Below are 15,065 nucleotides of genomic sequence, written 5' to 3' on the forward strand. Positions count from 1 at the left end.
TTTTAAATTGTATCAACAAAATTTCGTTCAGTTTTATTAAAAACCACTACTCCAGAAATGAAGATTGTAATTGTAACTATACTTGAATATATCAATCCGTTGATGGTAAATTGACCTGTTCCTAAAAATCCATATCTGAAAGTTTCTATAACAAAAGTCATTGGGTTTAACTCTATTAAATATTTGTATTTTTCTGGCGCAGCACTTAAAGGATATATTACGGTTGTACCATACATTAAAAGCTGTACTCCAAATGTAACTAAAAAAGTTAAGTCCTTATATTTAGTGGTCATAGCAGTTATTATAAGACCTAAGCCTAAGCCCAGCAATGCCATCAACAAAATAAGAACAGGAAATAAAAAAACAGCATTTGTCATATGAAAATTGGCTCCTTTTATTCCAAAATACAACATCATTGCAATAAATAGTAAAAACTGAACTCCAAATCTAACAAGATTACTAACAACAATACTTAACGGCATTATCAATCTTGGGAAGTACACTTTGCCGAAAATATTAGCATTATCCCTAAAAACTGTGCTCGTTTTTGTAATACAATCTGAGAAGTAATTCCAAGTTGTTATACCAGAAAGATAAAATAAATATTTAGGTAAACCGTCTGTACTTATTCCTGCTAGATTTCCAAAAACAAAAGTAAAAACGATAGTTGTAAAAATTGGTTGAATAAAAAACCAAAGCGGCCCAAGTATAGTTTGTTTATAAAAAGATATGAAATCACGTTTTACAAACATCAATAGCAAATCTCTATAACGCCAAACATCATCTAGTTTTAAGTCAAAAAGCGATGCTTTACCTTCGATTATTAAATCCCAATCTTCGTTCTTTTTCATTTTAAAATCTCATTCAAATTAATCCACTGCCAAAGATAGAAACTATTTTCTTGATTACCCTTTTGATATTCATCCCAAAGTCGAATTATTTCGTCATGCTTAACAAATTCATTTTTAGCAAATTCGTTAATTTTATCATTCATATACTGATGCAATTCCACAGCAATCCATTCTCTTTGAGGTGTTTGTAAAGGTCTTTTTGGTGCAAAAGCAACTTCATTTCCTAATAAATCTTTTACAATTTCTCTAAGCATCCATTTACTTTTTCCATCTTTAATTTTCATTTCTTTGGGTTGAGCAAAAGCTAACTCAACCAATCTATAATCTAAAAAAGGCTCACGCAATTCTGTACTATACATCATACTTATTCTGTCATTAAATCGCAAAGCACGGGGAATTTTGGTGTAAAACAAATCTCTATATTGAAGATTTTGCAACTCATTATCAAATGGTTTTTCATATTCTTCTTTCTCACAATAATTCTTAAACTCTTCTGTGAGTATTTCTGGATGTACTGGAGAGCTTTTTGTTCCTTGAATAGTAAAACCCGTATTGTTTTGGTAATAATCATATCCAGCCCAAGCTTCATCCATACCTTGTCCGTCAAGTAAAACTAGAATTCCTCTATTTTTTGCCTCTTCAAATATCTTACTGTAGGCTAATGTTGGGAAACCACCAAATGGTTCATCTTGAAAACAAGAAATCTTAGTTATCAAATCGGCAACTTGATTGACCTCTAACAGACATTTATTTAACGGATTTTGAGTTTTGTTAACCATCATTTCAACCCACGGTACTTCGTCATATCTCTCATCGTTGGTATAAAAAGTAAAAGCTTCTATGGTTTTGTTTTCAGGAAAAATTTGATTTACAATTGCTAATAATGTTGAAGAATCTAATCCACCACTACTATTAAAACCAACTGGAACATCGGATCTGAATCGTAACTTAACACTATCAATTAATAATCTTAAATATTCAGTTTTTAATTCTTCTTCATTTAGTTTTGGTAGTTTAGAAACATTGCCAACAAAGTGATACCATTTTATTGGATTAATTTTGGTTTGATTGACTTGATATTCAAAAAAATGACCGCCTGGAAGTTGATTAATTGATTCCCAAAATGTTTCACTTGGCATGCCGTAACTTCCAAATGCTATATAATTTGCCCAAACTTTTTTATTTTTTTTCTTTTCAATTCCAGCTTCAAAAAGTGTTTTTATTTCACTTGCAAAATATAGATTATTGTTGTGAAACGAATAATAAAAAGGCTTTACACCAAATCGATCTCTGGCGACAAAAAGCTTTTTTTCAATAGTATCCCAAATTGCAAACGAAAACATTCCATTCAGTTCGTTCAGCATTTCTTTCCCTTTCTGAATATAAAGCGCCAATAAAACCTCTGTATCGGATTGTGTTTTGAAAGAATAATTACAAATTGTTTCTTTTAGTTCTTTGTAATTATAAATTTCTCCATTGAAAACAATAACATATCTACCATCATTAGAAAACATTGGTTGATTTGCATTACTATTCAAATCAATAATAGACAAGCGATTATGTCCGAAACAAACATCTTCATTGCTCCAAAAGTCTTTGGCATCTGGACCACGATGTTCTTGTTTATCAAGCATTTTTTGAATAACTTGCTTTTTATCAGAAGCTACTCCAACTATACCAACTATACCGCACATGTTATTTATTGTTAAGTTCTAATGCTTTCTTTTCAGCAAGTTCCCAATCACTCATTGTATCAATATTACATGAATAATTACTATCACTTTCAATATATCCAATACTATTTCCGTAAAAAGATTTTTGATTTTTCAGAACGTCTATTTTGGTTATATAAACACTACCATCTCTATAATAAGCACTTGGAAGATCTTGTCTTCTCTTAATTATTTCCTTTTCTCCCGTTGCAATTTTTAGATTTCCATTTTTATCTTGCTCAAAGACCCAATGTGGATTAAATTCATGAGGGACTTTTAGAACACTTAACATCGAATCAGATTTTTGCGAAATAAATTTCTCAATAGCTTTATCTATAAAGCCACTTTCCCGAAATGGAGAACTAGGTTGTAATAAACAAACTGCATCATAAAAAAAACCTTGGTTTTCCATATAATCAATAGCATGTAAAACTACATCAATAGAAGAAGCAGTATCAGTTGCTAATTCTTGTGGTCGTATAAATGGAACTTTTAATCCCATCATATCAGCCACTTCAATAATTTCAGAATCCTCTGAACTCAAAATAATATCTGTCAACAATTTTGAGTTTTGAGCCGCTTCAAAAGTATATTGCAATAAAGGTTTCCCATTTAAAATTTTACTATTTTTTCTTGGAACACCTTTACTACCTCCACGAGCAGGTATAATAGCCAGAATCTTCATTAATAAGTAATTGTTTTATGAAATTTTAATGGTAAGTTGACCAATAAATCAGCTATTTTTTTTCCTGCATCACCACCACCATAAACGTTTGATAGTTCAGGCTTTGGGCTTCCAATCCATTTTAGAATAGTAGCTTTAATTTCATCACTATTATAATCTACATCAATAACATTATTGCCTCTTTCTCTCTTATTTTGTCTTGTCCCGATATTTACAACAGGAACTCCTAAATAAGCACATTCTCTAATTCCTACACTAGAATTACCTACAAGACATTTAGAATTAACTAACAGTCTCAAGAAATCCTCACCTTCCATGTTTTTAAAAAAATGAATATGTTTTGGATTATGCTCTTCTCTAAAAGATCTAATTCCAGTAGAAGTTCCATCTGCGCCAGCGTCAACATTTGGCCAAAACCAAAGAACAGGATGCGACAAATCTTTTACAGCATGCAAAGTTTCTTTAATATGCTTTCTACTATCTGCATATTCTGTAGTAACAGGATGTTGCATTACAACTACATAACCTTCTGATAAATCTGGGCAAGCACCAACACCACCATATTTTTGATATGGATTAAAATTGAATTCCGGATTAATCAATACATTTTTTGCTAAATCAATTGATGGGCAACCAGTATTAAAAATCGATTTTTCTTCTTCTCCCAACTTTAGTACTCTTTCTCTAGCACCTTCTGATGCAACAAAATGATAATCTGCTAGTTTAGTTATTGAATGTCTAACCTTTTCATCAATATTCCCTGTTACTTCACCACCTTGAATATGCACTAAAGGAATATTCATATAAGATGCTGCTATAGCCGTAGCCATTGTTTCAAACCTATCCGCAATGGTAATAACCATATCAGGTTTTAAATTATCAAAAACGGTTGACAACTCCAAAATTCCGATTCCAGTAGTCTTTGCTGCTGCAGTTAAATTTTCTCCTTCAAGAACATTAAAAACCTTAGCTTTAATTTCAAAACCATCATTATTGATATAATTTACTGCGCTACCATATCTATCAAGCAATGCAGAAGCCGCAACAACTAACTGTAGCTCAAGTTCAGGATGATCTTTTATAGCTTGCAAAGCTGTCTTTATACGACTATAACTAGGTCGAGCAGTTACAACAACACAAATTTTTCTTTTTTGATACATTTCATTCTAAATCTTCAAAATTTAAAAAACTCCATTTTTTTAAATCTTTATTAATTTTTTTCCCAACAATTGTACTAAAATCACATGCATTAATTCCGTATCCTTTTGGTTTTTTTGATTCCAAATCATCTATTCTGATGATATCTCCATTTTTTAAATCTTTATTAATTGCTAACGATTTTTCAAAAATTTGTTTTAACTCCGTAAATTTTGAATTATCGCTTTTATCAATAGGATTTTGCAAGGCAGAAAAAACCTCATTAGTTGCTATTACTAAATCTTTTATTTCTTCAATTGTTAAAGAAGATTTACTGTCTGGCCCAAACATTTTTCTGTCAAAAACAGCATGAAACTCCAAGATTTCTGCACCTAAAGCTACCGCTGCAATTCCTGTTGAAATTTTAGCCGAATGGTCTGAATAACCAACTTTTACATTATATCTCTCTTTTAATTGTTGAATTACATTTAATCCATATTGATTTGGCAATGTTGGATAAGAAGTTGTGCATTGCAAAATTGAAAAATCAACATTCCTGTTTTTCAAAAAAGTTACTGTTGTATCTAATTCTTCAAAACTACTCATTCCAGAAGACAAAATAATAGGTTTATTTGTCATTGAAATTTTATCTAATAAAAGTAAATTAGAAACTTCTCCAGAACCAATTTTATATATTTTTACTCCTATTTCTTCCAACCAATCAACAGCTAAATTTGAAAATGGGGAACAAACAAAATCAAGACCAACTTGTTCGCAATGTTGCTTAATTTCAAGCCATTGCTCTTTGGTAAAACTCATTCTCTTCCAATAATCAAATCGAGTAGCATCTTCTAAAGAAAATTTTACCCTAAACGGTTCGTGAATACTACTTTCAGCTTCAGCAATGTGCATTTGAAATTTTATCGCATCAACACCTGTTGTAGAAATAGCGTCAATATAAGAATACAAAATTCCCAAACTACCTTCATGAGCTTGACCAATTTCAGCAATAAGATATGGTTTGGAAATCATTTATAAATTTTTCAATATTTGCAAATATAATGATTTAAGCATTCTTGAGAATTTTTTAATTTATAAAATATAATAATATTTCCTTTTTTAAACAACAAAAAATCTAAATTTGTAAAATAACTAAATTAAAAAAATTGCTATCCTTTCTAAAACCTAAAACTACTTTAAAAGATTTAATTCCTGCTAATTATGTGGACATTCATTCGCATCTTTTACCAGGTATAGATGATGGTGCCAAAAACAATGATAATTCAATGTTTTTAGTTTCTGAATTAAAGTCAATTGGTTTTTCAAAATTCATTACTACTCCACACATATATAGAGGTGTATGGGATAACACAAAAGAAAGTATTATTTCAAATTATAAGGAAACACTTTCTTTCTTTTCGAACAAATCAATTGATATTAAGCTAAAGGTTGCTGCAGAATATTTGTTAAATGATCATTTTGTAGAATTATTAAATAAAAATGAGATTTTAACTCTGAAAGAAAACTATGTTTTGGTAGAAATGTCTTACATCAATCCGCCAATTCAACTGTATGATATACTTTTCAAACTTCAAGTTGCTGGATACAAACCTATTTTGGCACATCCTGAGCGTTATGCTTTTTATCACAAATCTACAGAAGAATACAAAAAATTAAAAAAGCACGGTTGTTTATTTCAATTAAATCTTCTTTCAACGGTTGGTTACTATGGTAGTGAAGTAATGAAAGCTGCCAATTTTCTTTTAAAAGAGGGTATGATTGACTTTGTTGGTTCTGATGTTCATCACGAACAACATGTAAAAGCTTTTCAAAACAAAATTCTAATAAAAGATGAAAAAGCGTTAACTGATGCAATATCTAACAATCAGTTTTTTACTTTCTAGTTAATTTATTTAACCAAGTTTTATACCATGTTTCTTTTTTAACATCTTGACCGTAGCCGTATCCATAGCCGTAACCATAACCGTAACCATACCCATAAGTTTTCCCCCAAAATGTATCATTTAAAACAATTGCCATATTAGGTAATTTCTTCTCAAGATGGAATGTTTCGGCAGTTTTAAGGAATCGTTTGTCTAGATAATTGGCTCTCATTACATATACAAACACATCTGCATTTTTCGCTACCAACAAGGTATCAGTAACTAAACTAACAGGAGCAGTATCAACAACTATATAATCGTATTGGAGTTTTAAAGAATCGAAAAGCAATGTCAATTTATCGTTCATTAATAAATCAACTGGATTTGGTGGAATTACTCCAGAAGGCAAAATATAAAATGCTTCAAAACCATCCTGCTTTATTATGTATTCATTAACATCTGAATCATTTTTTGACAAATAATTAGTTAATCCTTTTGATGGCAGTTTTACATACTCATCTATTTTAGGATTTCTAATATCAAGCCCAATAAGTAAAACTTTTTTACCAGACAATGCTATTGTACTTGCTAAATTAATTGCTAAGAATGTTTTTCCTTCTTTTGGCAAAGTCGATGTTACAAATATTGTTTTTGCTTTATCAACCGCAACATTACTAAGCATGAATTCAAGATTTGTTCTAACAATTCTTATCGCTTCAGCTGAGCTTGATCGGCTGTTAGTATTAATAATTTCTTCATGAGATTCGGATTTTGGAACATCTCCTAGAAACGGAATTGTTGTTTTTCCTTCAATATCTTGACGACTTTTAATTTTAGTGTCTAATAATCCCATTAGGTAAATAATACCCAGTGGAATAAATAATCCTAACCCAAAAGCTATTAAATAAATCATATTTCGCACTGGGGAAACTGGTCTATTTGAAGCCATTGCACTATCTATTAGCTTGGAATTTGAAGCAGTAACTGCCAATGATATTGCTATTTCTTCTCTTTTTTGTAATAAATACAGATATAAAGATTCTTTTATTTTTTGTTGCCTATCAAGAATTCTAAATTCTCTTTCTTGCGTTGGGATTTGAGAAATTTTCCCTTTTAACAAGTTATCTTGTTTTTGCAAATCAGAACGTTTTATTGCTAAAGAAGTTTTTAATCTTGCAATTCCTTCAATAATATTGTTGTTGGTTTCCTCAATCTTTTGGTCTAAATTTTTAACAATCGGATTGTTTATAGTTCCGTCCTTTATTATTCTATTTCTTTGAAGGACTAGTTCGTTATGTTGAATAATTAAAGAAATTGAATTTGCGTCAATTGGTAATATATTAGTTGGAACTAATTCTCCTTCTTTTTTCTTTTTCATAAAATCTTCCATAGACTGAATAACACGCAATTGTGTCTCTGTTTCAATCAATGATTTTTCAAATTCAGAAGAACTCTGAACATATAAAGATGCTTCAGAAACTATATCAGTAACATTATTGTATTTTTTAAATAACTCAGCATTTTTTTCAACATCTCCAAGTTCTACTGATATTATTTTCAATCTATCTTGAATAAAATTTTGAGTGTTTTCAGAAATATATTTTTTATCAGCTACAGCATCTTCATTATAAATTTCAATTATTGTATTGAGTAAATCTTCCGCTTTTTCTTTTATTGGATCATTAATTGTTAACTCAACAACACTTGAATTTTTACTTATTGGAGCAATATTTAATTTAGATTTATAACTTTGAACAACACTTTTTAAATTGTATACATTAACCGTTAATGAAATATCATATGCGGTTTTTACGCCTTTTCTAAGGACTTTATATATTATTAATTCACTATCTTCTAGCTTAATTTTTACACCATAATTGTGCTTACCTAAACTTTTATTGTCTTTAAAAAGCTCAAAAGAATTTTGGTTTATTCCTTTAAAATTGAATGTTTTTTCTTTCTCATAAAATTTTTCAGAAACATTTAAAAAAACAAATTCTATTGGTTTATCCTTATAAAGCTCGATATGCTTAACACGTGCATCTGCTAGATAATCAATGGTAAAACCTAATTTTTTTATTGCTTTTTCGACAACAGTTCTAGATTTTATTATTTCAATTTCGTTATCAACATTATTTTTAATACCCGAAGTTAATCCTAAATCAGCAAAAGCAGAAAGTTCAGATTGCAAATTTCCTTTTCTTTCATCTTTTACCAAAATGGTTGCAGTTGCTTTATATTGAGGTTCAGCATATCTAAGATAAATAATTGCGAGAACTAAGGCTACAAAAACACTTAACGCTATCCATTTCCAGTGAATTAAATATTTGTCTAACTCTTCCCTAATATTGAGATTAGTTTCTTTTGAATCCTTTACCAAAGTAGCGTGTTCTTGCATTAGTTTCTAAAAATTAAAACTGCAATGGTTGTCAATATTGAAAGTATTGAAACAGTTACAGCAACATTTGGTCCAAAAGTAGAAGAATTAATTTTAGTTTTATTAGGCTCAACAATTAAAATGTCATTTTGATTAAGATAGTAAAATGGTGAATTAATAAAATTAGCATTTGTTAGATCTATTCTATTGAAGGTTTTTTTTCCATTAGACTCTCTAATAATCAACACATTTGATCTTTTTCCGTAAATAGTTAAATCACCTGAAAGACTTAACGCTTCTAAAAGAGTAATTCTGTCACTAACCACGTTAAAACTACCAGGTCTATTTACTTCTCCTAAAACAGAAATTTTATAATTTAATATTTTTAAATTTATACTAGGATTTTTGATATGTATAGCTACTAAATCGGCTATTTTTTTATTAGCTTCAATTCTAGTCAAACCAGCAAGATTTATCTTTCCGACAACAGGAAAGTCTATAAAACCTTCTTTATCAATTAAATAAGTTTTGATTCCTGTTTGATTATTTTCAATACTATAATTTGCTTGAATTTGTGGAAGATTGAAAGGCACCGTTACTTCAGGGTTTTCTGCAGAAACTATGATACTCAATAAATCGTCTGGTTGAAGTTTGATTTCGTAACTAGTTGTTATTTCATTACTATTTTTAGCATCAACATCTTGAAGATATGCAATGTTTTTTCTAGATGCACAAGAATACAAAAGAGCTAGAATCCCTAGAAAAGTAAAACATTTATATATTGATTTCATACTGTTTTTTTATGGTGCAAATATACGAAAGTCTTTTTAATGTAAATTATTTAGTATAAACATAAGAATCTTTCACTTCAATATCTAATGATTCGAAAACAGAATTCAAGCTTTTGAACTCAGGAACAAGGTTTTTCATTTTGGCTACAATCAATTCTCCATTTGAATCATTAGAAACAACAATAAGTTCTTGAATGGCATTATTAACGACTACAAACTCATCACATATTTCTTCAGCAATCATAATTTTTTCGTGGTGAGTAGGTAAGTTTTTAGCGGTATTATTTAGTAATTCCTCATAAAGTTTTTCACCAGGGCGCAATCCAACGATTTTTATTTCAATGTCTGTATCCGGTTTAAAGCCAGCTAAACGAATCATTTTTCTAGCGAGATCAATTATTTTAACTGGTTTTCCCATATCAAATATAAATATTTCTCCACCATTGCCCATTGAGCAAGCTTCCAAAACTAGCTGGCACGCCTCAGGAATAGTCATAAAATATCTAATAATTTCAGGGTGCGTTATGGTAATTGGTCCACCTTCCTGAATTTGTTTTGTAAATAATGGAACTACAGAGCCATTTGAACCTAACACATTTCCAAAGCGAGTAGTTATAAATTTTGTTTGATGTTCTGATCCAAGTTTTTTGTGTTTGAAATGTTTAGACTGCACATACATTTCGGCTATTCTTTTGCTTGCTCCCATTACACTACTTGGATTTACAGCCTTATCAGTAGATATCATAACAAAACGTTCTACTTTATATTTATGTGACAAATCCGCAAGATTTTTGGTTCCTAATACATTAGTAAAAATAGCTTGAGCGGGATTTTCTTCCATCATTGGAACATGCTTATAGGCCGCGGCATGGTAAACAACTTCAGGTTTATATTCTTTAAATATTTTTTCTAAAGATTCAAGGTTTCTAACGTCTGCAATAACATTTTTTATATTCACGTTTTCCTTAAGCCCGATAATTTCTAGAGATAAGCTATGTAACGGTGTTTCTGCTTGATCTAAAATTATTAAAGTATCAGGATTGAATTTCAAAACTTGCCTAACAATTTCACTACCTATAGAACCAGCTGCTCCAGTTACCAAAATACATTTTCCTTTAAGCTTACTCGAAATAGAATTAGTATCTAAAACAATTGGCTTACGTTCTAATAAGTCTTGAATCTCAATATTCTTAATACTTTTAGTAATTTCCTTTTGATCTTCCCAGTCAGAAATTGTTGGAACCGTAAACACTTTAAAATTATACTCAATACATTCTTCAATAATTACAGATTTGTCATTTTTAGATAAGCTATTATCTGCAAAAATCAACGCTTCAATATTCATTGATCGCATTAAAACTGGAATTGTTTTTCTAATTTTAAGAATTGGTAGGCCTAGGATCCTTTTGGAACTATTTTGATTGCTTTTATCTACAAACCCTACTAAATTAAATTTTCCTGGACTTTCAGAAGATAAAGCATTAGCAACTGCAATAGCATTGGCATCTGAGCCATAAATTAATGCTTTCATTTTTTTTGTTTTACTCATTTCAGTAAAATACTTTTCAAAAATATATTTTACCATCATTCTGTATAGAAACAAAAAACTAAAAGAAAAGATAAGGTTAATTATCAATCCGGTAGTGAGGTACGGCTTTTGAATTTTTAGCAATATAAAAACAAAATTCAAGAAAAGTAATGTGCCAAAAGTTGCAGACTGAGAAAACAACAATTTAATCGCATCAATATTGGATGAATGTCGAATAATACCCGAATAGGTTCTGAAGAACCAAAAATAAATAGTATTTACTGCTAATAAAAAAAGTAATGCTATAACTATATGTGTTGTCTGGAAATAATCAAGCTTAAGACCTTTCAATAAAACATAAGTTAATAAAGTTGAAAAAGCTATAATAGCAATATCAATAAATAAGATTATCCACCTAGGCAGATAAGCTAAATTTTTAAGGGCAAAATCAAAATTTATTTCAGAAAAAAAAGTTGAAAAACCCGTTTTCTCTTTATCTTGTAATTTTTTATCCAATTATATATATTTTTATTAAAAAAGTAAAAGTAAAAAAAAATAACTTCTTAAAAAAATCTTAAAAAATATTTAAACATCTTTTTATTCTGTCTTTTTCCGCTTCATTTGTACTCGAACCTGATGGAAGGCACAAACCATTTTCAAATAAATTTTCTGAAACATTTCCACCATAGTAAGGCGATTCTCTAAAAATTGGTTGCAAATGCATTGGCTTCCATAAAGGACGGCTTTCAATATTTTCAGATTCTAATAATAATCGCAAATCTTCTCTTGTTTTTCCATTGCACTTTACAGAATCGATTGTTATAGCTGACAACCAATGATTAGAAAAATAATCACTATTTGGTTCAGAAAATAACTTTATTCCTTCTTTATTTTGAAAAGCTTCTTTATAAAAATCATGCATATTTCTTCTTAATCCTACATGCTTATCTAGAACTTCCATTTGACCGCGACCAATTCCAGCGCAAATGTTACTCATCCTGTAATTATAACCTATTTCGCTATGTTGGTAATGTGGCGCGTTATCTCTGGCTTGTGTTGCTAAAAAAACGGCTTTGTTTTTTTGTTCGATAGTTTTAGTTACTATTGCTCCACCACCAGAAGTTGTGATAATTTTATTTCCATTAAAAGATAAAACACTAATATCCCCAAATGTTCCGCATTTATGTCCTTTATAAGTACTTCCTAATGCTTCTGCACTATCTTCAAGAATTGGGATTTCATATTTATCTGCAATACTTCTAATTTCATCAACTTTAAAAGGCATTCCATACAAATGAACAGCAATTATTGCTTTTGGTTTTTTTCCTTTAGAAATTCTATCTTTTATAGCTTCTTCTAAAGCATTTGGACACATATTCCAAGTTTCGGATTCGCTATCTATAAAAACAGGAGTAGCACCTTGATAAACTATTGGATTTGCCGAAGCTGAAAATGTCATACTCTGACAAATAACTTCATCACCAGCTTTGACACCTAAAAGTATCAAACCAAGATGTAATGCAGCTGTTCCTGAACTTAGTGCTCCAACAAAAACTTCTTTTTCAAGATACATTTCTAAATCTTGTTCAAAACCAGTTACATTTGGACCCAAAGGTGCTACCCAATTAGCGTCGAAAGCCTCTTGAATGTATTTTTGTTCGTTTCCGCCCATATGTGGTGAAGAAAGCCAAATCTTTGAATTATTCATTTTCTGCTTGGTTATATTTTATTATTCTTGCTGGATTACCAACTACTACAGCATAATCTGGAATGTCATTTATAACAACAGCTCCTGCTCCAATAGTTACCCACTTTCCTATTTTTATTTGTTGAATTATAATTGCTCCTATTCCAACCTGAGTTCCTTCGCCAACATAAACTCCTCCTGCTAATGAAGCATTAGGCGAAATATGTGCAAAATCTTCAATAACACAATCATGCTCTACAATTGAAGCTGTATTTATAATACAATGCTTCCCTATTACTACATCAGAATTTATAACTGCTGATGCCATTATTACAGTTCCAACATCAATCTTGGAAAATTTTGATACAATCGCTTTAGGATGTGAAACACTTACAAAATTTGCTATTACACTGCTCGCCAGTTTTTTTCTAATACCATTATTACCAATCGATAAAATTAAATTATCAATTTTCAATCCCTTAAGACTGGAATGTGTTATTGAATAAGATAATATTTCTTTTTTACTTGAATTATCATCATAAATATTTTCAATTATTAACGAATTGTTGTGTAATATATCAATAATTACTTTACAATGTCCGCTAGCTCCATAAAGATTCACTTTAGTTTCCATCAAAAGGCTCAATTGTGACTGCATCTGCAGCGTTTATACCATCACTCTTTATTACTTTTAAGATTGTTTTAAAAATAATTTTACAATCAAGCAGAAAAGAAACATTATCAACATACCAAACATCATATTCAAATTTTTTATCCCATGATATTGCGTTTCTACCATTTACTTGAGCCCAACCCGTAATTCCGGGTTTAATCTCATGTCTTCTGTTTTGAAAATCATTATATAAATGCAAATAATTTGTAAGTAAAGGTCTTGGCCCTATTAAACTCATATCACCTACTAAGACATTAAACAATTGAGGTATTTCATCTAAGGATGTTTTACGAACAAAATTTCCAATTACTGTCATTCTTTGGGAGTCATGCAACAAGTTTCCATTTTCATCTTTTTTATCATTCATAGTCTTAAACTTAATGATTTTGAAAATTTTTCCATTTAAACCAGGTCTAAGTTGAAAAAAAAATGGTTTCCCATTATTTGCAATAAACAGAAAAATTATCACAGCCAATATAACTGGTGATAAAACAACCAATCCCATTAGAGATGCTATAAAATCTAGTATTCTTTTAATGTACTTTTTATATATCATTTAGGATAATTTCTGTTTGTAAAACTCTAGCCATTCTTTAGAAATCATTTCCGCCGAAAAATTATCTAAAACATATTGTCGCCCATTAGTACCCAATTTATTCCTTAAATCAGGATTCATCATTTTTCTCATTTGGCTTAAAATTGAATCAACATCTTTAACCTTGTGACGTAATCCGGTATTGTTTTCGAGTATTGTTTCAGTTAAACCATATGTATCACTACAGATAATTGGCAACTTAAGAAGTGATGCTTCAATAACACTAGTCCCAAAACCTTCTCGATAGCTTGGCAAACAAAAAACATCTGCCATTTGTAATACATCTTGAGGATTGGAAGTTGCTCCGTAAAAAATTATTGTAGCATTATTGACGCCCAACTTTGTTATTTTATCTTGAATATTTTCTTCATCTGGACCAACAAAAATTAGTCTAGATTGTGGAAATTCTTTATTTAAAATTAAAAATGCATTAGCTAAATCAACAACTCCTTTATCAATATTTAATCTACCCAAAAACAAAAAAACGACTTCGTTAGTAAAGTTAAATTCATCTCTATATTTTTGTTTAATTACTGGATTAGGAATAAATTTACTAGTATCTACACCGCTTATAGAACCTTTCCCAAGAACAGCAGAATTACTTTCCTTAATAATATTATTTTGAATTAAAAATTGTCTTTGCGAATGTCCATCGACTAAAATATCGGTTGCACAAAAAACTATGAATCTGTCTATATTCTTAAGAATTGTCTTGAAAATTCCATTTTTAGTATGCCAAACTTGACCTGTAAAAATATGAATCCTAGTTTTAATACCCGCTAATTTAGAAGCGAGAATACCAATTAAACCAGCTTTTGGAGTTACTGTATGAACAGCATCAAAGTTATTGTTTTTTAAATATTTTCTTAACTTTATTAAAGCCTGAAAATCCTTTAATATTGAAATATCTCGGTGAATATTTACGTTTTTAATCTCTTTTACAAATGGGCTTGAAAATTTTATTTTAGTATTATCTTCAAAATTGGCTACAAGATATATATCAAATTCTTGAGCTAAATATTCAAAATGCTTTAACAAGAAAGCGTTTGCTGTAATAGGTGTTGCAACGATAAAGCATATTTTTTTTCTCATATCAGCCTCAAATATTGTTGCAAAAATAGACATTTCTCTTTAAAATTAGGCATC

13 protein-coding genes are annotated in these 15,065 nt (G+C 29.9%); 1 reads left to right on the forward strand and 12 read right to left on the reverse strand.

Features of this window, described 5'->3' with window-relative positions; all coding sequences use genetic code 11:
* Window positions 1–2 precede the first annotated feature (2 nt).
* From O9267_RS06820 to O9267_RS06840, 5 genes are read right to left on the reverse strand one after another with little or no spacing between them, the layout of a single operon-like run.
* Window positions 3–851, reverse strand: a complete 849-nt coding sequence (locus tag O9267_RS06820) for an ABC transporter permease (RefSeq protein ID WP_298177464.1) — start codon at window positions 849–851, stop codon at window positions 3–5.
* Complete coding sequence (asnB, locus tag O9267_RS06825; RefSeq protein ID WP_298177466.1) at window positions 848–2,545, reverse strand: asparagine synthase (glutamine-hydrolyzing); 1,698 nt, start codon at window positions 2,543–2,545, stop codon at window positions 848–850. The genes O9267_RS06820 and asnB overlap by 4 nt, the downstream gene beginning before the upstream one ends.
* A gap of 1 nt (window position 2,546) precedes the next feature.
* Window positions 2,547–3,248: an acylneuraminate cytidylyltransferase family protein gene (locus O9267_RS06830; protein WP_298177468.1), complete on the reverse strand. Its 702-nt coding sequence runs from the start codon at window positions 3,246–3,248 to the stop codon at window positions 2,547–2,549.
* The gene (gene neuC / locus O9267_RS06835) at window positions 3,248–4,408 is read right to left on the reverse strand and encodes a UDP-N-acetylglucosamine 2-epimerase (protein ID WP_298177471.1); all 1,161 of its coding nucleotides are present in this window, start codon (window positions 4,406–4,408) and stop codon (window positions 3,248–3,250) included. Before neuC ends, O9267_RS06830 begins: the two co-directional genes overlap by 1 nt.
* 1 nt (window position 4,409) lies before the next feature.
* A complete protein-coding gene (locus O9267_RS06840) occupies window positions 4,410–5,417 on the reverse strand; it encodes an N-acetylneuraminate synthase family protein (protein WP_298177473.1) in 1,008 nt (335 codons plus the stop codon).
* 134 nt (window positions 5,418–5,551) lie between these two features.
* On the opposite strand from O9267_RS06840, the gene O9267_RS06845 reads away from it, so the two are divergent.
* Entirely contained in the window at window positions 5,552–6,289 is a 738-nt protein-coding gene (locus tag O9267_RS06845) for a CpsB/CapC family capsule biosynthesis tyrosine phosphatase (protein ID WP_298177475.1), read from the forward strand.
* Here O9267_RS06845 and O9267_RS06850 read toward each other — a convergent pair.
* From O9267_RS06850 to O9267_RS06880, 7 genes are read right to left on the reverse strand one after another with little or no spacing between them, the layout of a single operon-like run.
* Entirely contained in the window at window positions 6,279–8,666 is a 2,388-nt protein-coding gene (locus O9267_RS06850; RefSeq protein WP_298177477.1) for a tyrosine-protein kinase, read from the reverse strand. The two genes, O9267_RS06845 and O9267_RS06850, sit on opposite strands and share 11 nt — an antisense overlap.
* Complete coding sequence (locus O9267_RS06855; protein WP_298177479.1) at window positions 8,666–9,436, reverse strand: polysaccharide biosynthesis/export family protein; 771 nt, start codon at window positions 9,434–9,436, stop codon at window positions 8,666–8,668. The genes O9267_RS06850 and O9267_RS06855 overlap by 1 nt, the downstream gene beginning before the upstream one ends.
* 46 nt (window positions 9,437–9,482) lie before the next feature.
* Window positions 9,483–11,480 carry a nucleoside-diphosphate sugar epimerase/dehydratase gene (locus O9267_RS06860; RefSeq protein WP_366521995.1) on the reverse strand — a complete coding sequence of 666 codons (1,998 nt, stop codon included), beginning with the start codon at window positions 11,478–11,480 and terminating at the stop codon, window positions 9,483–9,485.
* A gap of 58 nt (window positions 11,481–11,538) precedes the next feature.
* Window positions 11,539–12,672 (reverse strand): aminotransferase class I/II-fold pyridoxal phosphate-dependent enzyme, encoded by a 1,134-nt coding sequence (locus O9267_RS06865; RefSeq protein ID WP_298177482.1) that lies wholly within the window; start codon window positions 12,670–12,672, stop codon window positions 11,539–11,541.
* Window positions 12,665–13,273 carry a NeuD/PglB/VioB family sugar acetyltransferase gene (locus O9267_RS06870; RefSeq protein WP_298177732.1) on the reverse strand — a complete coding sequence of 203 codons (609 nt, stop codon included), beginning with the start codon at window positions 13,271–13,273 and terminating at the stop codon, window positions 12,665–12,667. Before O9267_RS06870 ends, O9267_RS06865 begins: the two co-directional genes overlap by 8 nt.
* Before the next feature lies 1 nt (window position 13,274).
* The gene (locus O9267_RS06875; RefSeq protein WP_298177734.1) at window positions 13,275–13,877 is read right to left on the reverse strand and encodes a sugar transferase; all 603 of its coding nucleotides are present in this window, start codon (window positions 13,875–13,877) and stop codon (window positions 13,275–13,277) included.
* Window positions 13,878–13,880: 3 nt separating this feature from the next.
* Entirely contained in the window at window positions 13,881–15,011 is a 1,131-nt protein-coding gene (locus O9267_RS06880; RefSeq protein ID WP_298177484.1) for a glycosyltransferase family 4 protein, read from the reverse strand.
* Between the last annotated feature and the right edge of the window lie 54 nt (window positions 15,012–15,065).

This window comes from Flavobacterium sp. (genome assembly GCF_027531705.1).
Taxonomy (GTDB): Bacteria; Bacteroidota; Bacteroidia; order Flavobacteriales; family Flavobacteriaceae; genus Flavobacterium.